The sequence below is a fragment of the Pseudomonadota bacterium genome, assembly GCA_039028935.1.
Classification (GTDB): domain Bacteria; phylum Pseudomonadota; class Gammaproteobacteria; order Steroidobacterales; family SZUA-146; genus SZUA-146.
Window position 1 is genome coordinate 12,583 of record JBCCHD010000035.1, and the last position, 23,089, is coordinate 35,671.

The 23,089-nt window shown below is 55.9% G+C and carries 17 protein-coding genes; 2 read left to right on the forward strand and 15 right to left on the reverse strand.

Annotated elements, in window-relative coordinates; genetic code table 11:
- Window positions 1-83 precede the first annotated feature (83 nt).
- On the forward strand, window positions 84-977 hold the full coding sequence (locus tag AAF465_14100; GenBank protein MEM7083857.1) for a fructose bisphosphate aldolase: 894 nt from the start codon (window positions 84-86) through the stop codon (window positions 975-977).
- Window positions 978-1,127: 150 nt separating this feature from the next.
- On the opposite strand, the gene AAF465_14105 is transcribed toward AAF465_14100, so the two are convergent.
- The 6 genes from AAF465_14105 to AAF465_14130 all read right to left on the reverse strand — a co-directional run bounded on the left by AAF465_14105 (window position 1,128) and on the right by AAF465_14130 (window position 7,932).
- Window positions 1,128-2,339, reverse strand: coding sequence for an acyl-CoA dehydrogenase (locus AAF465_14105; protein MEM7083858.1), 1,212 nt, complete (start codon window positions 2,337-2,339; stop codon window positions 1,128-1,130).
- 246 nt (window positions 2,340-2,585) lie between these two features.
- Window positions 2,586-3,140 carry a GTP cyclohydrolase I FolE gene (gene folE, locus AAF465_14110; GenBank protein MEM7083859.1) on the reverse strand — a complete coding sequence of 185 codons (555 nt, stop codon included), beginning with the start codon at window positions 3,138-3,140 and terminating at the stop codon, window positions 2,586-2,588.
- 282 nt (window positions 3,141-3,422) lie between these two features.
- Window positions 3,423-4,907: a bifunctional 2-methylcitrate dehydratase/aconitate hydratase gene (locus tag AAF465_14115; protein ID MEM7083860.1), complete on the reverse strand. Its 1,485-nt coding sequence runs from the start codon at window positions 4,905-4,907 to the stop codon at window positions 3,423-3,425.
- A 49-nt stretch (window positions 4,908-4,956) separates the two neighbouring features.
- Entirely contained in the window at window positions 4,957-6,084 is a 1,128-nt protein-coding gene (gene prpC, locus AAF465_14120) for a 2-methylcitrate synthase (protein MEM7083861.1), read from the reverse strand.
- A 58-nt stretch (window positions 6,085-6,142) separates the two neighbouring features.
- Window positions 6,143-7,024, reverse strand: coding sequence for a methylisocitrate lyase (prpB, locus tag AAF465_14125; protein ID MEM7083862.1), 882 nt, complete (start codon window positions 7,022-7,024; stop codon window positions 6,143-6,145).
- Between the two features lie 62 nt (window positions 7,025-7,086).
- Complete coding sequence (locus AAF465_14130) at window positions 7,087-7,932, reverse strand: GntR family transcriptional regulator (protein ID MEM7083863.1); 846 nt, start codon at window positions 7,930-7,932, stop codon at window positions 7,087-7,089.
- 66 nt (window positions 7,933-7,998) lie between these two features.
- Between AAF465_14130 and AAF465_14135 the strand changes: the two genes are divergently transcribed.
- Window positions 7,999-10,056 carry a TonB-dependent receptor gene (locus AAF465_14135; GenBank protein MEM7083864.1) on the forward strand — a complete coding sequence of 686 codons (2,058 nt, stop codon included), beginning with the start codon at window positions 7,999-8,001 and terminating at the stop codon, window positions 10,054-10,056.
- A gap of 103 nt (window positions 10,057-10,159) precedes the next feature.
- On the opposite strand, the gene AAF465_14140 is transcribed toward AAF465_14135, so the two are convergent.
- The 9 genes from AAF465_14140 to AAF465_14180 form a co-directional block, all read right to left on the reverse strand.
- Entirely contained in the window at window positions 10,160-12,340 is a 2,181-nt protein-coding gene (locus AAF465_14140; GenBank protein ID MEM7083865.1) for a malate synthase G, read from the reverse strand.
- Window positions 12,341-12,438: 98 nt separating this feature from the next.
- Window positions 12,439-14,553: an acetate--CoA ligase family protein gene (locus AAF465_14145; protein ID MEM7083866.1), complete on the reverse strand. Its 2,115-nt coding sequence runs from the start codon at window positions 14,551-14,553 to the stop codon at window positions 12,439-12,441.
- A gap of 25 nt (window positions 14,554-14,578) precedes the next feature.
- Entirely contained in the window at window positions 14,579-15,370 is a 792-nt protein-coding gene (locus AAF465_14150; GenBank protein ID MEM7083867.1) for a carnitinyl-CoA dehydratase, read from the reverse strand.
- 116 nt (window positions 15,371-15,486) lie between these two features.
- Window positions 15,487-16,647: an acyl-CoA dehydrogenase family protein gene (locus tag AAF465_14155; protein MEM7083868.1), complete on the reverse strand. Its 1,161-nt coding sequence runs from the start codon at window positions 16,645-16,647 to the stop codon at window positions 15,487-15,489.
- Between the two features lie 47 nt (window positions 16,648-16,694).
- Window positions 16,695-18,152, reverse strand: coding sequence for a carnitine 3-dehydrogenase (locus AAF465_14160; GenBank protein MEM7083869.1), 1,458 nt, complete (start codon window positions 18,150-18,152; stop codon window positions 16,695-16,697).
- Window positions 18,149-19,060: a 3-keto-5-aminohexanoate cleavage protein gene (locus AAF465_14165; GenBank protein MEM7083870.1), complete on the reverse strand. Its 912-nt coding sequence runs from the start codon at window positions 19,058-19,060 to the stop codon at window positions 18,149-18,151. The genes AAF465_14160 and AAF465_14165 overlap by 4 nt, the downstream gene beginning before the upstream one ends.
- 34 nt (window positions 19,061-19,094) lie before the next feature.
- Window positions 19,095-20,234, reverse strand: a complete 1,140-nt coding sequence (locus AAF465_14170) for a TauD/TfdA family dioxygenase (GenBank protein MEM7083871.1) — start codon at window positions 20,232-20,234, stop codon at window positions 19,095-19,097.
- 322 nt (window positions 20,235-20,556) lie between these two features.
- Window positions 20,557-22,269, reverse strand: a complete 1,713-nt coding sequence (locus tag AAF465_14175; GenBank protein MEM7083872.1) for a bifunctional sulfate adenylyltransferase/adenylylsulfate kinase — start codon at window positions 22,267-22,269, stop codon at window positions 20,557-20,559.
- Window positions 22,270-22,310: 41 nt separating this feature from the next.
- A complete protein-coding gene (locus tag AAF465_14180; GenBank protein ID MEM7083873.1) occupies window positions 22,311-22,910 on the reverse strand; it encodes a TetR/AcrR family transcriptional regulator in 600 nt (199 codons plus the stop codon).
- Window positions 22,911-23,089 lie beyond the last annotated feature (179 nt).

Below are 23,089 nucleotides of genomic sequence, written 5' to 3' on the forward strand. Positions count from 1 at the left end.
CTGAGTCCCCTCGGCTACAGGCCGAAGCGAGGCAGCTTGCCTGCAAAGCGATCCATCCATCACCATCACACCGAGGATTTTTCGTGAGCACATTCGACCAACAATTAACTAAAATTCGATCCAGCAAGGGCTTCATCGCAGCGCTTGACCAAAGTGGTGGCAGCACGCCTAAGGCACTGAGGCTCTATGGCGTTGAGGAAAGCGCCTACACCAACGACCACGAAATGTTTGACATGGTGCACGCCATGCGGACGCGGATTATGACGAGTAAGAGTTTTACCGGCGAGCGCATACTCGGCGCCATTTTGTTTGAAAACACCATGGATCGTAGGGTTGAGAGCCGTGACACGGCCGACTACCTGTGGTCGGTCAAACAAGTCGTACCGTTTCTTAAGGTAGACAAGGGTCTCGAAGAACCGGTGAACGGGGCGCAGATAATGAAGCCCATGCCTGAACTCGACGCGCTGCTCGTCCGAGCAAAAGACAAAGGCATTTTTGGCACCAAAATGCGCTCTGTCATTAAGGAGGCGAATGCCGACGGCGTGAACGCGGTGGTCGACCAGCAGTTTGAGATCGGTCGACGCATATGCGCTGCCGGTCTGATCCCGATTATTGAACCGGAGGTCGATATCCACTGCCCGGACAAAGAAGCGGCCGAAACGCTTCTCGAGGCGGCCATCCTGCGCCAGCTCAATGCGCTGGACGACAGTGAACGCGTCATGCTCAAGCTTACCTTACCCGAGAAAACCGACCTTTACGCGGGCTGCATCGCCCACGCCCAGGTGATGCGCGTGGTTGCCTTGTCAGGCGGCTACAGTCGCGAGGAAGCCAACCATCGACTGTCTGCGAATAAAGGCATGATCGCGAGCTTCTCGCGGGCGCTGTCGGAAGGTCTTAACGCCGGGCAGAGTGACGACGAATTCGATACGATGATGGATAATTCTATCGAGAGTATTTTCAACGCATCATCAACATGAAGATCGCTCGATCGCCGGACAAAAAAAAACGCGCGGTGAACCGCGCGTTTTTTTTACCATCCATACCGCCCTGTTGGCGGCTCAACCATTATGAGCCGTCGAACGTCAGGCGGCTTAAACCCAATTCCCGATGCACGCGAATCGTTCGGTCTAGCTAAACGCCTGAATACCCGTTTGGGCACGCCCTAAAATCAACGCGTGAATATCGTGCGTCCCCTCGTACGTATTGACGGCTTCCAGGTTCATCATGTGACGCACAACATGGTACTCGTCCGCGATGCCGTTACCGCCGTGCATATCACGCGCCGTGCGAGCAATATCGAGTGCCTTGCCACAGCTGTTGCGTTTGATCAGTGAGATCGACGTCGGATTGAGCGTGCCAGCGTCCTTGAGGCGCCCCGCCTGCAAGCAGGCGTGCAGGCCAATCGTGATCTCGGTCTGCATATCGGCCAGCTTTTTCTGCACGAGCTGTGTGGCGGCTAATGGTCGACCAAATTGATCACGTTCCAGGCTGTAACGACGCGCGGCGTGCCAGCAAAACTCCGCGGCGCCCAAAGCGCCCCAGGCAATACCGTACCGTGCCGAATTCAAACAACCGAACGGTCCGCCCAACCCTCGCGCTCCTGGCAATAGGTGTTCGCTGGATACCTCAACACCATCCATGACGATCTCGCCCGTTACCGACGCCCGCAATGAGAATTTGCCGTCAATTTTTGGCGCACTCAGTCCAGCCATGCCTTTTTCAAGAATAAAGCCACGAATCACGCCGTCGTCTGTTTTGGCCCACACAACAAACACGTCGGCAATGGGCGAATTGGTGATCCACATTTTGCTGCCGGTGAGACGGTAACCACCGTCGATCGTCTGTGCGCGCGTTTGCATGCTGGCCGGATCAGAACCTGAATTCGGCTCGGTGAGTCCAAAACAGCCGACCCACTCGCCAGTCGCCAGTTTCGGTAGATATTTGAGTCGCTGTGCCTCGGAGCCATACGCATTAATGGGATGCATAACCAACGACGACTGCACGCTCATGGCCGAGCGGTAACCCGAGTCGACACGTTCGACTTCTCGCGCAATGAGGCCATAGCTCACGTAGTTGAGGCCGGCGCAACCGTAACCGTCGATCGTCGCGCCCAACATGCCCAGTTCACCGAGCTCAGTCATAATGTCCCGGTCAAAGGTTTCATTGCGATTCGCGTCCAGCACACGCGGCTGCAATTTGGACTGGCAGTAATCACGAGCGCTTTCCATGACGATCGTTTCGTCTTCGCTCAATGCGCCACACAGGTCGAGTGGATCTTCCCATTGAAAGGGCGCCGGATTGTCGCGGCCGGTGGGCATGGCCGCCGCTTTGGTACTCATTGTCACTTCTCCATTAAGTGAGGCTAATGCCTATCTGATGGCGTCAGTTTACCAGCCCGAGCCGGTCGATGGCACACCCTCGCGCACAAATTCAAGCGCCGCCAGGCCCACACCTCAAAGACCGTGGTGTGTTACCAAACACAGGCGTATTACGTTAAACCCAGAGGCTGTGGGGTACAGCGAGCACGTCGATCGACGCACCGCGTTCAATTAACGCCGGTTAATCGTGTTCGAAATACAGGCCGGTTACTGGATGAGATTTAAGAACTCGTGGCGCGTTTTGTGGCTTTCACGAATGCTGCCGAGCAAGGCGGATGTGCGCATCATAGAGTTTTGTTTTTCAACGCCGCGCATCATCATGCACATGTGACGGGCCTCAACGACCACGCCGACCCCACGGGCCTGGGTCACTTCCTGCACCGCCAACGCGATCTCACGCGTGAAGTTTTCCTGGATTTGCAAACGCCGCGCATACATTTCAACGATTCGAGCAAACTTTGACAAGCCCAGCACCTTGCCGCTGGGGATGTAGCCAATATGGCAGTGTCCGTAGAACGGCAACAGGTGGTGCTCGCACAAGGAGTACAACTCAATATTGCGCACCAGCACCATCTCTTCCGAATCGGAACTGAACACCGCATTGTTGACAATTTCGTCCAAACTTTGGCTATACCCGCGCGTGAGATACTGCATGGCTTTGGCGGCGCGCTTGGGTGTATCAAGTAGGCCTTCGCGCGACGGCTCTTCGCCCAGCAAATCCAAGATGTCGCGATAATGCTTCGCGATGTGATCGGTGGCCATGTTGTGTTCTCCCAGGCGTGCAGCCGCTCGCTGCACAACGTGGAGTATAGCCACATTGACTGACGATTGGCATGGGCGATGAAAATAATCTGTGGTATCGAGCGACTGGACGTCGCATTCAATCTACGCACCAAGTTGGGTCACTCGCCGCTGTTAGCCAGCGTGGTCGACCTCAACAAAAACCCGCCGAAAGGCGGGTTTTTGTTGGTACACGTTCCCTGCAACTCTCCGAACGGTGTCAGCATGGGTTTGGGTGGTCAAAACAACGCAGTCCCTCGCTGCTTAGACGACCAACCGATCCATGAAGTCGATAACACTCGTCGCTTCAAGCGCTTTTTGGTTTTTGCACAGTGCGAAAATCTCTTCGCAGCGATGCGGGACAAAACGCGTGGCAAGATTGGACTGAAATTTCGCTTCGAGCACGGGGATACCCTCTTCTCGACGGCGACGATGACCGATCGGGTACTCGATCGCGACTCGCTCCGTGTGGCTACCGTCCTTGAAAAAGACCTGCATCGCGTTGGCAATCGACCGTTTGTCCGGATCGTGGTAATCGGCGCTATAGGACGTATCTTCTTCAATTTCCATTTTGTCGCGCAGCTCATCAATGATGGGATGCGCCTCGTGAAAATCGTCCTCGTAGTGTTCGGCGACAAGATTACCAAAGGCAAGTGGCACGGCGGCCATATACTGTAGGCAGTGGTCGCGGTCGGCGGGATTGGCCAACGGACCGACTTTAGAAATGATACGAATCGCGGATTCGTGCGTGGTGATCACAATTTTCTCAATCTCGTCCAAGCGACCCTTCACCTCCGGGTGCAATCGCACGGCCGCTTCGCAGGCCGTTTGGGAGTGAAATTCAGCCGGGAAACTAATCTTGAATAGGATGTTTTCCATTACATACGTGCCGTAGGGTCGCTGAAACTTGAATTCCCGATCCGCCGGATCTTTACACTTAAGATCAGCGTTGGTCTGACTGAAGCTGACGTCATAAAACCCCCACTGAGGCGCCGTCAACACTCCCGGGATGCCCATTTCCCCACGCAGCGTCATATCGGCCAGGCGCACACCCCGTGATGTGGCATCACCGGCCGCCCACGATTTGCGCGAGCCCGCGTTTGGCGCGTGGCGATACGTACGTAGCGAAGAACCATCGACCCATGCTTGCGACACCGCGGCCATGATTTGTTCGCGATCACCGCCCATCATGCGTGTAACGACCGCCGTGGTGGCAACCCGTACCAGCAAAACGTGACACAAACCGACACGGTTAAAGCTGTTTTCAAGAGCCAGCACGCCTTGAATTTCATGGGCTTTGATCATGTATGACAGCACGTCACCCATCGTAAGCGGCGCCCGCCCATTGGCTACGTTAACCTGGGACAGATAATCCGCCACGGCCAAAATACCGCCGAGGTTATCCGACGGATGCCCCCATTCGGCTGCCAGCCACGTGTCGTTAAAATCGAGCCAGCGAATGATGCAACCGATGTCCCATGCCGCTTTTACCGGATCCAGTCGGTATTGTGTGCCCGGCACCCGCGCGCCATACGGTACGGTCGTGCCTTCGACGATGGGGCCGAGGTGTTTGGTGCACTCGGGAAAGCGTAGCGCGAGGAGACCGCAGCCCAGCGTATCCATTAGACAATTGCGTGCCGTATCACGCGCCTCATCCGAACCAATGCTGTCGTCCAGCACGTAGTCCGCAATATCTTGAATGACCTGATCGTAGTCAGGCCGGTTGTTCATATCGACGTTTGCGCTCATTGATTTCAGTCCGTATTGATTAGCAGTATTAAAAAAAGCGGTGTTCGAATCAGCCGCGAGAGGCGAGTGGCACGACGCGCCGCGGCTCCGGCCCAATGTACTCGGCATTTGGTCGAATAATTCGATTGTCGGCGCGCTGTTCAAACACGTGCGCCGCCCAGCCGGTGGTGCGAGACATGACGAAAATAGGGGTGAACAATTTGGTGGGTATACCCATGAAGTGATACGCAGACGCGTGGAAAAAATCCGCATTACAGAACAGTTTCTTTTCACGCCACATCACTTCTTCACAGCGCACAGACACCGGATACAACGTGGTATCGCCTACTTCGTCCGCCAATTTTTCCGACCACTTTTTAATAATGGCGTTACGCGGATCGGATTCGGTGTACACCGCATGGCCAAAGCCCATAATTTTTTCTTTGCGCTCGAGCATGCCCAGAATTTCTCGCTCGGCCTCCTCTGGCGACGACCACTGCTCGATCAATGCCATCGCGGCTTCATTGGCACCGCCGTGAAGCGGACCACGCAGCGACCCAATGGCGCCGGTGATACAGCTATGGATATCGGATAACGTCGACGCGCACACGCGGGCGGTAAACGTGGACGCGTTAAATTCGTGCTCTGCGTAAAGGATGAGCGAAACCTGCATCACTCGCCGATGCAAGTCCGACGGCGTCTTGCCATGAAGCAAGTGTAGAAACTGTCCGGCGATCGTATCTTCGCCTGTATCGAGATCAATACGCACACCATCATGACTAAACCGGTACCAATAGCACATCATTCCTGGGAGCGTAGCAATGAGGCGATCCGCTTTATCTTGTGCTTGCGAGAAATCGGTCTCGGTTTCAAGATTACCGAGCACCGACACGCCTGTGCGCAATACGTCCATGGGATGCGCGTCGCGAGGAATCAGTTCGAGCGCGGCTTTTAGCGCCGACGGCAAGTCCATTCGCTCACGAAGGCGCTGCTTGTACGCGGCCAGCTGCGCTTGATTGGGCAGCTCTCCGTGAAACAGAAGATAGGCCACCTCTTCAAAATCACAATGATCGGCCAAATCGTCCACTTCGTATCCATAGTAAGTCAGACCCGAGTGGCCCATTGCCACTGTACAAATCGCGGTCTTTCCCGCCACCTGGCCACGAAGTCCGGCACCGCTTGCTTTCTTGTCCGCCACGCTACTCTCCTGAATCGAATAATGAATGATAGTTACGTTTTAAATGTGACCATCGAGATTATTTATTGCCAAACAGTTCGTCGAGCTTTTGCTCGAACTCGTGATAACCGAGATAGTCGTAGAGCTCTTCGCGCGTCTGCATAATGTCGACGACCTCTCGCTGGTGACCATCGTTAAGCAGCGCTTGGTAAACGCGCTCGGCGCCGCGATTCATCGCGCGATAGGCGCCGCAGCAGTACAACACGATGTCCACACCCACCTCACCCAGCTCCGGCGTGCTAAACAGCGGTGTTTTACCAAACTCGGTGATATTCGCCAGAATCGGCACACTGACGCTTGAACGAAAGTCACGATACTGTTCGAGTTGATAAATCGCTTCTGGAAAAATCATGTCGGCACCGGCTTCAACGTACGCTGCTGCCCGATCTTGCGCGGCAGCCATACCCTCATTCGCGAGGGCATCGGTACGCGCCATGATGACAAAACTCTCGTCAATTCGGCCGTCCACCGCGGCTTTTATGCGGTCGACCATTTCACCAGTCGAGACGATTTCCTTGCCCGGACGATGGCCACAGCGCTTTTGAGCAACTTGATCTTCGATGTGCATACCGGCCGCACCGGCTTTGGCCATCGAACGCACAGTACGAGCGATATTAAAGGCGCCGCCGAAACCGGTATCCGCATCGACCAACAATGGCAGATCCGTGACATCGGTAATTCGACGAATATCAATCAGCACGTCGTCTAGATTACTGATACCCAGATCGGGCATACCCAAAGAATTGGCCGCCACGCCCCCACCTGAAAGATACAACGCCTTGTGGCCAACTCGTTCTGCCATGCGCGCAGCAAACGCGGTGATCGCACCCACCACCTGCAGCGGCTTATGCTCGGCGACCGCCTGACGCAGCAAGTGTCCTGCTGTGGGTCGTGCTGACATGTTCAATCTCCTCTCGCGCCCGGAAAAGTGCGCATCGTTACGTCGTTATCGCCAAAACGGCACTAGGTTTCCGCCGCCATGTCGTCGCCCTGCCGGGTGGCATGCGCACGAACGCGGCGTTCGATGTTCAGGCGGGCCGCACTGATATGCCGTCGCATCAGTATTTCAGCCAGCTCGCCATCTCGTTCCTGGATCGCCGCAAAAATACGTTGGTGCTCGACCAGTGCGCGGCGTGGGCGCCCGCGATGCGCACTAAATTTGCGTCGGTAAAGTCGCATAAGCGGATAATGGTCCTGACAGAGCGCGGTCGTTAACAAGGCGTTTCCGCATCCGGCGGCGATCTGAAAGTGAAAATCCAGATCGCCCTCTTGACGAAAATACTCGCGTCCCTCGTGTCGCTCGATCTCCTTCTCGTGCGTGGTAAGCAGGGCTCCGAGCTGATCGACTTGTGCATCGCTCATGTTCTGGGCCGCCAGGCGACACGTCATCCCTTCCAGCGCTTCGCGCACCTGATACAGCTCAATGAGCTGGTGCTCGGACAACGACACCACTCGCGCACCCGCATTGGGGGTCGTGGTGACCAAACGCTGAGATTCCAGCCGCCGTAGCACGTCACGAATGGGTCCGCGGCTTGTACCAAACCGCATGGCCAATTCCGCTTCACGCAGTTTCTGGCCGGGCGCGAGCTCCCCTTCCACAATCGCGTGCTGCAGCTGCGCAAGCAGTCGAGTGGCGCGAGGTGCCGGGTTGGACTGGGTGTCGGTGGATTGCACGAAAAGGCTCAGATTGTCGACAAAACGGATCAGAACGACCCTGAAACTGGCGAGATTTTGATGCGGATAAAGCGGATTGTCAACAATCAAGGTAGGCGCGAGCAACCGCGCTGACCAGTCCCGATCGCGCGACATTTCCGGTACACTCTCGATCCGGCCAAGATTCGTTCCAATGCCTCGCCTGCCAAGAGATCACCCGCAATGACCGTCACCCGACTAATCGCCGTCGCTTTATTGCCCCTGTTGTTGCATGGGCCCATCAAGGCGCAAACGCTGCAGGAAATCGTCGTCACCGCGACTCGCACGGACACCGCACTGCGCGAGTCGATTGCCGCTGTATCGGTAGTGGACGGTACACAGGTGCAACTTGGCCAACCGCAATTAGGGCTCGACGAATCGCTTAACCGTGTGCCCGGACTGTTCCTTCAAAACCGTTTTAACTTCGCTCAGGACCTGCGTATCTCCAATCGAGGCTTTGGCGCACGGGCCAGTTTTGGCATTCGCGGCACGCGCATACTGGTCGACGGCATTCCTGCAACGCTCGCCGACGGTCAAGGCAGTGTGGACGCCATAGACCTTGGTTCAATTCAACGCATCGAAGTGTTACGTGGACCGGCTTCAACGTTGTTTGGCAATGCGGCGGGGGGCGTCATTGCAATTGAATCGGAGGTTGGCGCCGACCAGCCTTTTATTGAAGTGCGAAGCGCGTTGGGCGAATTTGGCTACGACAAAACCCAACTCAAGGCCGCCGGCAATGTGAATCGATTAGGCTATATGGCGAGTATTGCGCACATTGATGTGGATGGTTATCGGGACTTCAGTCAGGCGCGCAACACCTTAGTCAATCTGAAAGGTCGCTACGTCACGAGCCTGGCACCGGACGCAACACAATTTGACGTGTCGCTGAGTCACACCGACCAGCCCGAAGCCAACGATCCAGGTGGTATTGATTTGGCGCAGGCACTCGCCGCGCCCCAGTCAGCGCGCGACCGCAATGTGCAGCTGCGCACGGGTGAGGATCTGGATGAAACGCGACTGGGCGTGCGCGCGCTTCGCCGCTCCTTGTTTCGCGACCAAGATCGCTTCGCCGTGAGTTTGTTTTACGGTGAGCGGCAATTTGACGGCCGAATTCCAACGGGTGATGGCGCCATCGTGTTTGATCGCCAATTTATTGGCGGCGGCCTGCAATATGACGTCAGCGCAATTTGGGGTGGCAAGCAACATGACTGGATTATGGGAGTCGACGTCGAGATCCAAGATGACGAGCGCGAACGATTCCAAAACGTGAATGGTCTACGCGGTGCGGCCCTGCTCGCGCAGAGGGAAAAAGTGGAGAGCACTGGCGTGTTTATTCAAGACACGCTGCATCTGTCCGATCAACTCAATCTGGTTGTGGGTTTGCGCCACGACGCGATTCAATTTGCGCTCACCGATCGGTTTTTGAGTAACGGTGACGCATCCGGATCACGCACACTGCGGCATACGAGTCCAATTATCGGCCTCACCTGGCAGGGCAATTCAACGCTCTCCGCTTACTTCAATCGTGCCACGTCGTTCGAAACCCCCACCACCACCGAGCTTGCTGTGGCCTCAGGCGGTTTCAACCCAGATCTCGAACCGCAGATCGCCGTTAATCACGAGATTGGTCTGCGCGGCGAGTGGGACGGTCTTGCCCCGAGTCACTGGTCCATCGCGCTGTACGCGATCGATGTTGACGACGAACTCATTCCAATCGAGCAAGCAGATGGCAGCGATCTGTTTCTGAACGCCGGAAAGTCCGAAAGGCGCGGTGTCGAACTGGACGTACACACCACACTGTCTCCGACGTGGTCGGCCCATCTTGCCTACACGCTATCGGATTTCGAATTTGAGCAGTTTACAGACGGAAACGGCAACGTGCTGGATGGCTTAACCACCCCGGGCACGCCTCGTCACAACGCCACCCTGTCGTTTGACTATCGTCACGCTGGACGCTTTGTCACATTGGATGTCGAACACACGGGCCGCATTGTGTTGAACAACGCCAACAGCGAACGGGCGCCGGCGAGCACACGCGTGTCCGTGCGTGCAGGACTGACTCGCACATTCGATCGATGGCAAATCTCTCCGTTCATTGGTGTGCAAAACCTCGGCAATGAGCGCTATTTTTCGAATTTGCGCACAAACGCCTTCGGCGGTCGTTTTTATGAGCCCGCCCCGGAGCGCTCCGTTTACGGCGGCATCACCGTCCGTTATGCCCTGCCCGTAGGCGAACGATGAGCCGATCTGGCGCCCGCGGTCGGTTGGCGCGCAGATCGAGACCAACTGCTTTATTTCGACGACGACCGAGGCACTGCGATCCGCCCGTTACGCCACCTACTCTCTAACTGGCTTTTTTCTCCAGTCGTCGCGCGTGCAACAACGGCTCCGTGTATCCACTTGGTTGACGAGCGCCTTTGATCACCAAATCACAGGCCGCGGCAAACGCGATGCTCTGGTCAAGGTTGTCGCTCATCGGCTGATACGCCGGATCACCCGCATTTTGTCGGTCGACCACTTCAGCCATTTCACGCATCACGCCAACGATCTGCGCATCGGTGCAAATGCCGTGATGCAGCCAGTTGGCAAGAAGCTGGCTCGATATGCGCAAGGTGGCTCGGTCTTCCATTAAACCAACATCATTGATGTCCGGCACCTTTGAACAGCCCACACCCTGATCGATCCAGCGTACGACGTAACCCAGAATCGTCTGGCAACTATTGCGAAGTTCTTGCGCGACGGTGGCCTCGTCCAAACGGCTTGTCGCTAAGGGCGGCATCAGAATGTCCGCCAGATGCGCGTGGTCGCGAGTGATCAAGTCGCGCTGTACCGCCGACACGTCAATAGCGTGATAGTGCAGGGCATGTAGCGTTGCGGCGGTCGGTGAGGGCACCCATGCGCAGTTGGCGCCGGCGTCCAAATGTCCACGCTTGGTCTGCACCATTTCGTTTAACTCATCAGGCTTGGGCCACATACCTTTGCCAATCTGCGCTCGGCCCGGCAGCCCACAGCGAATCCCAACATCGACATTCCAACGTTCATACGCGTCGATCCAAGGTTGCGCCTTAATTTGATCTTTATTGAGCATGGGCCCGGCATGCATGCTTGTGTGAATCTCATCACCTGTGCGATCCAAGAAGCCCGTGTTGATAAACACCAACCGGTCCTGAACGGCACGAATACACTCCTTGAGATTGACCGTCGTACGGCGCTCCTCATCCATCACCCCTACTTTCAGAGTAAACCGTGCTAACCCAAGCATATCCTCGACAAGACCGAACAACCGATCGGTGAACGCCACTTCGTCGGGGCCGTGCATTTTCGGTTTGACGATATAGACACTGCCGCTGCGACTGTTACGCGCGCCGGCCTGCTTTCGTAAATCGTACAGCGCGCACGTACTGGTTATAACGGCGTCGAGTATGCCCTCTGGAATTTCGCGTCCGTCGGCATACAGCACGGCATTATTGGTCATAAGATGTCCAACATTACGCACCAGCAACAGGCTGCGACCGGGAAGCACTAATTCGTTTCCGTATGGATCGCTGTAAACCCGATCGCCAGCCAGCACACGCTCAACGGTTTTGTCCCCTTTGCTGAACGACACACTCAAGGTGCCCCGCATTAAACCCAACCAGTTCCGGTAGACCGTTACCTTGTCGTCCGCATCGACCGCGGCCACAGAATCCTCACAATCTTGGATCGTGGTGACGGCCGATTCGAGCCGCACATCCGCCAGGTGGGCATTCGCGTCGCGTCCGATCGGATGTTCATCGTCAATCACCAATTCGATGTGCAGCGAGTGATTGCAAAAGAGTAGCGTGAGTGCTTTGCCATCGCTGGTATGACCAACAAACTGCGCGGGGTCCTTGAGGACTGTTTCACCGTCCTCAAAAAGCACTTCGATACTAGTGACATCATCTTTGTGCTGAAGTTTGTACAGCGCCGCATCCGCATGACTCCCGCGCTCAAGCGGAATCGCAGTATCCAGAAAGTCCGCCGCATAGCGAATAACGGCATGTCCGCGCGCGGGATTGTAGCCACCGCCACGGGTTTTGCCGTCAGATTCGTCGATCACATCGGAGCCATATAGCGCGTCGTAGAGGCTACCCCAACGCGCGTTTGCGGCGTTGAGCGCAAAACGCGCATTGCTCACAGGCACGACCAACTGGGGGCCGGCCACCTTGGCAATTTCGGCATCGACGTGCTGAGTCGTAATGGAAAACTCGTCGCCCTCCTCCACTAGATAGCCGATATCACGCAGCATCGCGGTATACGCATCCGCATCCCACTCGGCGTCATGATGCCGTGCATGCCAACGATCAATCTGCTCTTGAAGCGAGGCCCGAAGCTCGAGCAGTCGGGCGTTCTCAGGCGCCAACTCATTCACAATACGCTCGAGTCCCGACCAAAACTCACTGGCGTTGAATTCAATATCCGGTAGCAGTTCGTTTTCAACAAACGCTTTAAGCGAGGCGGCAACGTGAAGCGCACCTATCTCAATGTAGTCGGATGGGGCAGTCATGCTGAACTCCCTTGTCATTAAACATAAAAAGCCGAGGTTGAACTCGAGCGAGGCCCGAATTGTACAAGGAAGCCAGTGTAAATGGATACGTCGACGCGTTAATTCCTATGCGTTGCGCCCCAGCGAACCAGTGCATCCACCGCAACCGCACCACCTGCGCTCGATGCCGAGTCTTGTCGCGGCCGAACCATCAGTGGATTAACGTCAAGTTCGACCAGACGATCGCAATGATCAACTGCGAAGCGCGCAATCGCGGCGATAGCCTCCACCGCCGCATCGATATCCCCCACCGGTCGGCCGCGATAACCGGTCAACAGTGGATAACACGCTAGCTGGTGCAGCGCCTCTGTGATTTGGGCTTTCGTGACGGGCAGTAGCAACTGCACGCTGTCGTTCAAGAGTTCAACCAATACACCGCCGGCCCCGATCACCAACACCTGCCCAAAGGCCTCGTCAGCGCTCACGCCAACTAGTAATTCCGCCACCGCATCGGTCACCATGCTCTCGATCAGCACACGATTACTGATCACGCTGAGCTCAGCGGCCTGCGTGCGCGCGGCTTCTGAACTGGATACATTGAGCCGAACGGCATTGAGCTCAGTTTTGTGCGCAAGCGATTCGCCAAGCGCTTTGATCACGACGGGGAAGCCTACCGCGCGCGCCATTTCCGCCGCGTCACGAACACTCCCTTCGCGCGATTCGGGGATCGGTACGCCATAGGCGGCGAGCAACTGCTTGCTTTCGTATTCATCGAGCGTGGCGCCGGGTACGAGCACATGCGGTTGTGCCAAGGGCGCGAGTGAAGCATGGTTTTGTTGCGCGCGACCAACCGCGGCGGCATGGGCGATCGCCGTTAAACACTCTCTCAGTCCTTGCATCGGTGCGACGCCAAGCTCCATAAGTCGCGCCCGCGCACTAGCCGGAAAATTCTCGGGTAGCGACGCCACCACTACGACCCGAGTGTCCGTCGCGTCCGACGCGGCACAGAGCGCCCTCTCGGCGACTTTCCACGATTCGATCTCACAGGAATCGGGGGGTGGATAGTCCAAGATCAGCAGCGCGCATTCGAGCGGATCGCGAAGCAGAGTCGAGAACGCGGATGACAGCGTGTCGTAATCGCCCCATGAATAGGTGTGATAGTCCAAAGGATTGGAGATGTGGACACGATCACCCAAAACCATCTGGAGTGCGTCGCGTGTATCGTTGGTCAATGACGGAAATCGCACGTCTAGCGGCTCTGCCAAATCAGCCAGATGCGACGCCTCCCCGCCGGAACAACTCATCGATGCAAGTCGCGGGCGCGTATCGTTCACACTCGTCCGCTCCGATTTCAATACGCCGAACGATACAAATTTGAGCGTTTCAAGAAACTCCGAAAGCGTCTGACACCGGGCGATTCCATAGCGCTGAAACAACGTGTCGATTAACGCGTCTGGGCGCGCCAGTGAACGGGTATGGCTCAAGGCCATCTGGGCCCCCAGCGAAGAACTGCCGGTTTTCAATGCCACGAGCGGGATGCCTTGCGCCAAGGCACGAAGCGCTGCTTGCGTGAATTGCTCAAGATCGCTGATACCTTCGAGGTGCAAGCCAATGGCCGTCACGCGGTCATCGTCGAGCAGCGCATGGATGTAGTCATGCACGCCAAGCTGTGCGTTATTGCCCATTGCCACCACATAGCTAAACGTCAATCCTCGTTGCTGGAACGTGACGTTTATTCCAATGTTGCCACTTTGCACTAGCAGTGCCGGGCCGCTGGCTGTTTGCTCGCCTCCAAAATGATCCGGCCACAGCGCGACGCCGTCCAAAAAGTTGAGAAAACCGTGACAATTGGGACCCACGATCGGCATGGCGCCAGCCTGTTGAACAAGCTGCTGTTGTGCCGCTTCTCCATCGCCGCCCGCCTCGGCAAAGCCCGAGGCGTAGCACACGGCGCCACCGGCGCCCAAGTGGGCAAGTTGTCCAACCGCCTCGATTGATTGTGCGCCAGACACACCCAAAAAGACCGCATCAGGAGGCGTTCGGAGTGCCTCAATCGACCGTACACAGGGCACCCCAGCCAGATCAGGGCGCGTAGGATGTACCGCGACGATCGTCCCACCGTAACCAATTGCGCGACACTTATTAATAACCGTCGCACCCGCAGCACCGCCGATCACCGCAATCGAACGCGGGCGCAATAGGCGAGTGAGGTCAACGTGTCGCGTGCTATTCACGGCATGCTTCCGACAGTGCTGCCCGTCAGCGGCCGCGCCAGACAGGGTCTCGCTTTTCAGCAAAGGCCTTGAAGCCCTCGAGATTATCCTCGCTGTTATAAAGCGTATCCACGGTGGCGAGCTGACTCTTAGTGATCGCGTTCAGAGCGTCTTGAAATTTCATGTTCTCGGCCTCGCGCACGACCTCTTTGATGGCCGCATAGACCAATGGCGGTCCGGACGCGAGCAATCGTGCGGTTTCCCAAGCCTTGTCGAGCAGTTCGTCCGCGGGTACCACATGATTCACAAATCCCCATCGATGTGCCTCGTGGGCGTCCAGCCATCGCCCGGTCAGCAGCATCTCCATCGCGATGTGATAGGGAATGCGCTTGGGGAGTTTGATTGATGCGGCGTCAGCCAGCGTGCCAGAACGTATTTCCGGTAGTGCGTACGTTGCATGATCCGCACTCAAGATGATGTCGGCAGACAGCGCGAGCTCCAAACCACCACCACAGCATATGCCGTTGACAGCACACACCACCGGTTTATTGAAATTACCGAGCTCCTGAATGCCACCGAAACCGCCAACCCCATAGTCACCGTCGACCTCATCACCGTCCGCCGCCGCTTTCAAGTCCCAACCGGGACAGAAAAACTTCTCACCACTGGCGGTGATAATGGCTACGCGCAAGGTAGGATCGTCGCGAAAATCACGAAATACTTGACCCATTACGCGACTTGTTGCCAAGTCGATCGCGTTGGCTTTAGGACGGTCCAGCACGACTTCAAGCACACCGTCCTGCTGGCGAGTCTTAATCGGAGTAGATGTCTTCGTCATGACAATTCCTGTTGGAAAAAATTAATGTTAGATCCACCCCGTCACCGTGTACCGTCGGTGGATCAAGCGGCGCACCAAGCACACGCTCTACGCATTCGACCCTTGTGCTGGATACGCTATGATTCATGAGGTCGCAGTAGCTCACGACTAATAATGTGGCGCTGAATTTCAGACGTGCCATCCCAAATTCGCTCCACGCGTGCGTCGCGCCAAAAACGCTCCAGCGGCAAATCTTGCATGAGCCCCATACCGCCATAAATCTGCAGCGCTTCGTCCGTGACACTCGCCAACATCTCGGTTGAAAACAGTTTCGCACTAGCAATGGCGCGATTGGCAGGCATGCCCTGCTCAAGCTGCCAAGCAGCGGCTAACGTCAAATAATCTGCTGCATCGATTGACGTCACCATGTCCGCTAGCTTAAACGACACGCCTTGAAACTTTCCGATCGGCTGGCCGAACTGTTTACGTTCAGCCGCGTAAGATACCGCGAGGTCCAACGCGCGACGGGCACGGCCAACGCACATAGCCGCCACGGTGAGACGTGTTCCTGCCAACCACGTATTGGCAAGCGCAAAGCCCTGATGCAAGCCGCCTAACATCTGTCGTTTATGCACACGACATTGATCGAAACTCAGTACGCAGTTGTGATATCCGCGGTGCGAGACCGACTCGTAGCCTTTTTGTATTTCAAAGCCCGGCGTATCACGATCAACCAAAAAACAGCTGATTTTCTTTTTTGTTCCTTTGGGGGTTTGTTCTTCGCCGGTTGCAACGAAAACAATGACAAAATCAGCGATATCGGCGTGACTAATAAAGTGTTTGGTGCCGGAGATTATCCAGTCATCGCCATCAGCTTTCGCCGCACATTGCATACCCCGCAAGTCTGAACCCGCACCCGGCTCGGTCATCGCCAGCGCGTCGTATTTTTCGCCACGCACGGCCGGCAACAGGTACCGCTCACGCTGCTCGCCTTCGCACGCCGACAATATTCCGGAAGGCCGTCCAAAGAAAACCGTCAGTGCCATGGACGCACGGCCCAGTTCACGTTCAATAAGCGTAAAATTTAAGTCCCCAAGACCGCCGCCGCCAATGTCTTCTGGCATATTCGCGGCAAAAAAACCGAGCTCTTTGCACTTTCTTGCTATCTCATCGCCTAGATCACGCGGCACGCTGCCCGTGCGTTCGACCAAGTCTTCATGGGGATAGATTTCTTGCTCGACAAACTTTCTGACGGTATCGACCAACAGAGTCTGCTCATCACTGAGACCAAAATGCATTGCGCCACTCCTCATTCATTCTCAGTCGCCATCGTGTGCACGCGACATTATTTTTTCTGACCCACATGCCGCCCCGCCCCGTCGGGCAACGGCAGCGCTTGATGCTGAGCATAAAGAGGCAGGAGTCGATCAAGCACGATCTGATCCGCCGCACACACCTTGCCGGCCTCACTGTTCACATGCAGAAGCAATTGCTCAGCGGTTGCCACGCAGCAGTCGTCATCCGCGCGATGTATCGCGTGAAAAACATGGAGTCGCTTAGCGTCCGCGTACAACAGTTGCGTGGTGCTGTACAGGTGCTGCCCAGCCTTGGCTTCGTTCAGATGACGGATGTGCGTCTCAACGGTGTAGTAACTCTTGCCGGTCGCCACGTACTCTTGATCAACACCCAGGCGCTGCAGTAGGCAGTCGGAGGTATCGCCGAACACCTGAAGGTATCGAAACTCCGTCATATGACCGTTGTAGTCGATCCACCCTGGCAACACCGACAGCTGCAGCATACGCATTGGCGACGTGTTGTCGTGTGCCGAGTGTGATGTGTTGCGGAGCATTTCATCTTGCGCCGCCAGCACTGTGCCCGCACCCCAGCGGCGACTTTTCAGTGCCCGTAGGATACCGACGAGGTTGTCATCGCGAATACGCTCAAGCTCTCGAATACCATAGGCCCCCGACTGATCGTCGGATTGATCGGCGATTTTTTGCACAAGCTCTTCCGTCAGTTCGGGCACGTCCATGAGCTTTGTCCAGGGCCACTCTAGCGCCGGGCCGAACTGGCGAATAAAGTGTGCCATGCCCTCTTCACCGCCCGCCAACCGGTAGGTCTCGAACAAACCCATTTGCGCCCAACGCAAACCGAAACCCAAGCGAATGATGTCGTCAATTTCTTCGGTCGTGGCGACGTCGTCGTTAACTAGCCAGAGCGCTTCGCGCCACACGGCTTCAAGCAAACGATCCGCCACGTGTGCATCAATTTCTTTTCGAACGACAATGGGCTTCATGCCGATGTTCTGCAATGTCGACCGGGCGGATTCGAGCGTTTGCTGTGCATCAAGACCCACGAGTTCAACCACCGGCAGCAGATAAACCGGATTAAATGGATGCGCCACGATAATAGCGCCTGGATGACGCGCACCCTCTCGCAGCTGCGTCGGCGTAAAGCCCGATGTGGACGACGCCAAAATGGCGTGAGGTGCCGCTGCCTGAATATCGCGAAACACTTGGTGCTTAAGCTCGAGCACCTCTGGCACACTTTCTTGAATCCACTGCGCGTCGCTCACCGCCTCGGCCAGGGTTGGCGCAAACGTCAACGAACCTTCCTTTGGCAATGGCCAGTCCAGTGTCGCCGGCAAACTCATGCGCGCATTTTCGACCACTTCGGATACTTTTCGTTTGGCTTGCGAGGCGGGGTCAAAAACCCGTACATCCCAACCCATCAACAGAAAGCGAGCTGCCCAGCCACCGCCGATAACGCCGCCACCGACAATCGCCGCTATGGGGGCCTTCATGCCGGCGCTCGTTTAACGAGACCCAGTTTGTCGCGGACCTGTTGGGGTGTCATCAATCGTCCGCCCATTCGCGTAACAATACCGGCGGCGCGTTCAACCAGTTGCTCGTTAGTGGCCAGCACGCCTTTGTCGAGATAGAGATTATCTTCAAGTCCAACACGCACATTGCCGCCTGCCAAAACCGCGGCCGCGACATACGCCATTTGATGCCGGCCGATCGAAAAAGCAGAGAACGTCCAGTCTTCCGGAATATTGTTGACCATAGCCATAAGCGTGTTGAGATCATCTGGCGCGCCCCAAGGGATGCCCATGCATAACTGCACGAGCGCTGGACCCGGCAGCGTGCCCTCTTCGACCAATTTCTTCGCAAACCACAAATGCCCGGTGTCGAACGCTTCAATCTCAACCCGCACGCCACACTCCACCATGATGTTGGCCATCGCGCGCAGCATCCCGGGCGTGTTGGTCATCACATAATCGGCTTCCGCGAAATTCATCGTGCCGCAGTCCAGTGTGCAAATCTCCGGACGACTGTCCAACACATGCGCCATGCGTTCCTCTGCACCGACCATATCGGTCTGCTCTGAATTAAACGGTAGAGGTTGCTCCGCCGGGCCGAAAACAATGTCACCACCCATGCCGGCCGTAAGATTCAACACTACATCCGTATCGCTGGCGCGAATACGTTCGGTGACTTCTCGATACAATTCAACCCGCCGTGATGGCGCTCCCGAATCCGGCTCGCGCACATGGCAATGCACCACTGCCGCACCCGCTTTCGCGGCCGCGATCGCACTGTTTGCGATCTGCTCCGGTGTGCGTGGCACGTGCGGCGATTTGTCTTGCGTGCCGCCCGATCCAGTAACGGCACACGTAATAAACACATCTTGATTAGGAGAGAGCGGCATACACAGCATTCCTCAACAAAGTAGCCATCGATAATCAGGCTGGTAAATGGGGGGCGGTCTCGGGGTACTCGCGATACAGTACACGCAGGCGACTGTCGATTTCGTTCCAGTCAATGTAATAGCCCCGCAGATGCCGAGGCCCGGAGTTGGGGTCAAAGCCGGTGCGTCCATGAAGCACTCGCCGGTTGGCCATAATCACCATTTCACCCGGTTCGAGTCGATACTCGAAGCGATAGCGGTCGCTGCGAATGCGCCGCATGAGATTCTGATACGCGGCATAAAACGTCACCATATCGTCCGGCTCCAGGTCAGGGATGTCCGCCAAGTGCGCGTTGAAGGTCAACGCATCAAACTGACCGTCGTCTTTTTGGCGAATCACCGGCCAACGGGCAATAAGGTCACAACTCTCATCGTAGAATCGCCACGGCACGCTGAACTTTTTGAGCACGTCAAATACGTCCGGCTCTTCATCAGCCAGATCGCGGCACACTTGGAAACCGTCCGCAAACACCGAATCGCCACCATCCGCGCCGTTGACAATGCAATGTAGAAATTGTGCGCCCGGAATGAGTTCTTGATTGGCCAGATCCGTGTGCAGAGGCAGTGACAATGCCGTGTAGGCAAGGTTGATCGGGTCCGGTTTGTTTTTCACCTCAAACATCACGCCGTAATTCGTCTCGCGTTTAAATCCAATCAAATCGCCAAAACGCTCTCCGGAATGCGGGTCATCCGCAAGCCGATCGATCACTACAATTCCTATTTGTTTGAACGCGTGCAACATGGCCGCAAGCTGACGCGGGTCGTCGCGGCAATCTTTCGCATGAAATCGGGGTAGCTCGCCGAGGGAATCGGCCGACCACGTTTTTTGCATGACGTTCGCCGGGTCAAAGCGTCGCGTACCGAGTCGATGACGAAACAACCAATCGGCATCAAATGTGCAAGTCGAATCACTGCCCGGCCATTCAAGCGATAGCGAGTCCGCGGTGAAACGCACATTGTGGGGGCGGATATCCAGCGCAACGCTAGTTAAATCAAATGTGCGTTCTTTGGTGTCGGGGTGAAATCCGCTTGGATCGTTATCACGAAGCCAGATGTAGGGGTAGAGCGATTCTGCGCCGTTTTCAAACGACGCGGATAAGCCAATGTCACCCTGTTCAATTGCTTTGAGTTTCATAGACACGCACCTGCGGCCGAAGCGGCCTCATGTCGATGAGAGAATTCGCGGCGGCACGCGTCACCGCCACCCGCACGGGCCCATTAGCCCGCTGGTCACGCGTGTGGTGGTGGCCACCAGTCCAGTATTTTTTTGTAGGCTTGGTGCTGAATCATGCCTGGACTCCTGCAATATTTTGCCACGCTACTCCAAGATGCGAGCCGGGGCAATAATATTCGCGACAGCGGCGTGCCCGTCACGGCTCTGGTGTGGTGCAGCAATCGATTAACGTAAAACGCCGCGCCGGTTACCCGACACGGCGCGGCAAAGAGTGTATGCACACTTAGCGGATATAGCCTAACTGCTCCAGTTCGATCAACATGCGATGCGCGGCAAGATCCGGCGTCATTTTATCGGTATCGATCACAAGCTCGGGGTGCTCCGGAACATCGTATGGATCATCGATGCCGGTGAAGCCTTTGATCAGACCCGCCCGCGCTTTGGCGTAAAGCCCTTTGCGATCGCGTTCCTCGCACACATCGAGTGGGGTCGACACATAAATCTCAATGAAGCCGCCTTGGGCCGACACCATGTCGCGCACCTGACGCCGCGTTTCCGCGTAGGGCGCGATGGGCGCGCAAATGGCGATACCCCGGTTCTTCGTGATTTCACTCGCCACAAAACCAATGCGTTGAATATTGAGATCGCGATGTTCTTTCGAGAACGTCAATTCACTCGAGAGATGTTTTCGCACTACGTCGCCATCCAGCAGGGTCACGGGTCGGGAACCGTCCTCAAGCAGCTTGATCATGAGCGCATTGGCAATGGTCGATTTTCCGGACCCCGAAAGGCCCGTGAAGAAAACGGTAAAACCTTGCTCATGTTTTGGCGGGTGCGCGCGGCGCAACTCTTCAACGACTTTGGGATAGGAAAACCACTCCGGAATGTCCAGCCCTTCGCGCAAACGACGACGAAACTCGGTACCGGACAGATTGAGCACAGTATCGGTTTTTTCGACCGCGTCTGCCGGCATATACTCTGCTTTGTTCTCGACATAGACCATCATCTTGAACGGCACCATGGCGATATCCAGTTCCTGCTCGTGTTTGAGATACAGCTCTTGTGCCTCGTAAGGCCCATAGAAGGGATTGCCGTCCCGATCATTACCAGGTCCTGCATGATCGCGACCCACGATAAAATGGGTGCAGCCATAGTTCTTACGAATGATCGCGTGCCATAGTGCTTCACGCGGTCCACCCATGCGCATGGCAAGATTCAGCAAACTCAGCTGCGTGGTTTGCTCAGGATACTGTTCAAGTACGTGCTCATAACAGCGTACGCGTGTGAAGTGATCGATATCACCGGGCTTGGTCATGCCCACCACCGGCTGAATAAGCAGATTGGCGCCCACCTCGCGCGCCGCGCGAAACGTCAATTCCTGGTGCGCACGATGCAGCGGGTTGCGCGTTTGGAAGGCCACGACTTTACGCCAGCCTAACTTGCGGAAACGCCCCCTAAGCTCAGAGGGCGTATCACGCAGCAGTTTGAAATCATAGTAGGTTGGTGGCTCAATGCCTCGCACCGTGCCGCCAAGATAAACCGGATGCGACGTGTGTGCGAGATGGGCGACCGCCGGATGCAACTCGTCAGTCGTACCATAAACCAATTGTGCTTCGGCCATGCGGTCGGGCGTGTACTTATCGTTGATCTCAAACGTGGCCAGCAGCACGCCTTCTAGGTCACGCAACGCAATGATGGCACCTGGTTCGACCGTGTCGGCGAATGCCTGGCTGACATCAAGCGTTATGGGAATCGGCCACAGCACACCGCTGGTGAGTCGCATGGTTTCGCAAACGCTTCGGTACTCCGCTTCGGTTAGAAAACCGTCAAGCGGCGAGAACGCGCCGTTCATGAGTAGATCGAGATCGCAAATCTGACGCTGGGTCAGATCCCATGACGGATAGTCCTTGGCCCGTTCCTTTTCGAGATCCGCTTTATCTTCCGATAGAAACAAATCGTTGAGTTTCCCGCCGTGCGGTTCTTTGAATGCGCCCACAATTGTCTTCCTTTTGTTATGTAATCGATGCCGCGGCATCATTAATAGGATGGTTGTAATCCTGTTAACAGCATGTCCGTGCAGTGCTGCACGACGCCAAATAAATCAAGATCGGGATCGCGAACGAGTAGATGCCCCCAGGCATTGCACAGGCCAATGATCGACTGGGCGCCCATGCGGCAGTTCACACTCGAGCCTACGTCACCGTCGGACTGTGCCACGAGCAATATGTCCTCGAGTGCCTGCCGATAGCCGCTGCCCAACGCTTTGAGCGTGGACCGTTTCTCTTTCGGTAAATACAGACGCTCATCGTTATAGACTTTCAGCGCCTCATTATTCTCTCGATAGCACGACAGATGCGATGTCACGCTTGCCAGCAGTTTGGCGGCGAACGGTTGATTCGATTCAACGATTGATTGCATACGGGCCGCGTAGTCGCTCAATCCAAGCAAACACACCTCGTGTAGTGCCTCCTCTTTCGAGGAAAAGTAGTAGTACAAGCTGCCCTGCTGTATGCCCAGGCGCCCGGCGATATCGCGGGTCGTGGCGCCGTGGAAACCCTTTTCTGCAAACACGCTGGCGGCCGCCCGAATCGCGGCGATGCGCTGCTGCTGATATTTGTCGTCGTCGGTACTGGCCATGCGGGTGTTTTCCTCACTCGAACACGAATTCTATAGGTCTATTGAATTATTGCAAGGCCCATTCATAGTTTTTCATTTATTGTATTATATTTATATGGTTACATAATATTTTGATTTTGAATAAATCGATCAATTTATAGTTTTCTGTTAAATAGAAATCGTCTGTTTGAGCCGCTGCG

Excerpts from the sequence above, each read along its gene's own strand:
- AAF465_14105 (MEM7083858.1), bottom strand. The coding sequence starts at position 2,339 with ATGAGTACCAAAGCGGCGGCCATGCCCACCGGCCGCGACAATCCGGCG.
- folE (MEM7083859.1), bottom strand. The coding sequence starts at position 3,140 with ATGGCCACCGATCACATCGCGAAGCATTATCGCGACATCTTGGATTTG.
- AAF465_14115 (MEM7083860.1), bottom strand. The coding sequence starts at position 4,907 with ATGAGCGCAAACGTCGATATGAACAACCGGCCTGACTACGATCAGGTC.
- prpB (MEM7083862.1), bottom strand. The coding sequence starts at position 7,024 with ATGTCAGCACGACCCACAGCAGGACACTTGCTGCGTCAGGCGGTCGCC.
- AAF465_14130 (MEM7083863.1), bottom strand. The coding sequence starts at position 7,932 with ATGTCGCGCGATCGGGACTGGTCAGCGCGGTTGCTCGCGCCTACCTTG.
- AAF465_14135 (MEM7083864.1), top strand. The coding sequence starts at position 7,999 with ATGACCGTCACCCGACTAATCGCCGTCGCTTTATTGCCCCTGTTGTTG.
- AAF465_14140 (MEM7083865.1), bottom strand. The coding sequence starts at position 12,340 with ATGACTGCCCCATCCGACTACATTGAGATAGGTGCGCTTCACGTTGCC.
- AAF465_14150 (MEM7083867.1), bottom strand. The coding sequence starts at position 15,370 with ATGACGAAGACATCTACTCCGATTAAGACTCGCCAGCAGGACGGTGTG.
- AAF465_14155 (MEM7083868.1), bottom strand. The coding sequence starts at position 16,647 with ATGCATTTTGGTCTCAGTGATGAGCAGACTCTGTTGGTCGATACCGTC.
- AAF465_14160 (MEM7083869.1), bottom strand. The coding sequence starts at position 18,152 with ATGAAGGCCCCCATAGCGGCGATTGTCGGTGGCGGCGTTATCGGCGGT.
- AAF465_14165 (MEM7083870.1), bottom strand. The coding sequence starts at position 19,060 with ATGCCGCTCTCTCCTAATCAAGATGTGTTTATTACGTGTGCCGTTACT.
- AAF465_14170 (MEM7083871.1), bottom strand. The coding sequence starts at position 20,234 with ATGAAACTCAAAGCAATTGAACAGGGTGACATTGGCTTATCCGCGTCG.
- AAF465_14180 (MEM7083873.1), bottom strand. The coding sequence starts at position 22,910 with ATGGCCAGTACCGACGACGACAAATATCAGCAGCAGCGCATCGCCGCG.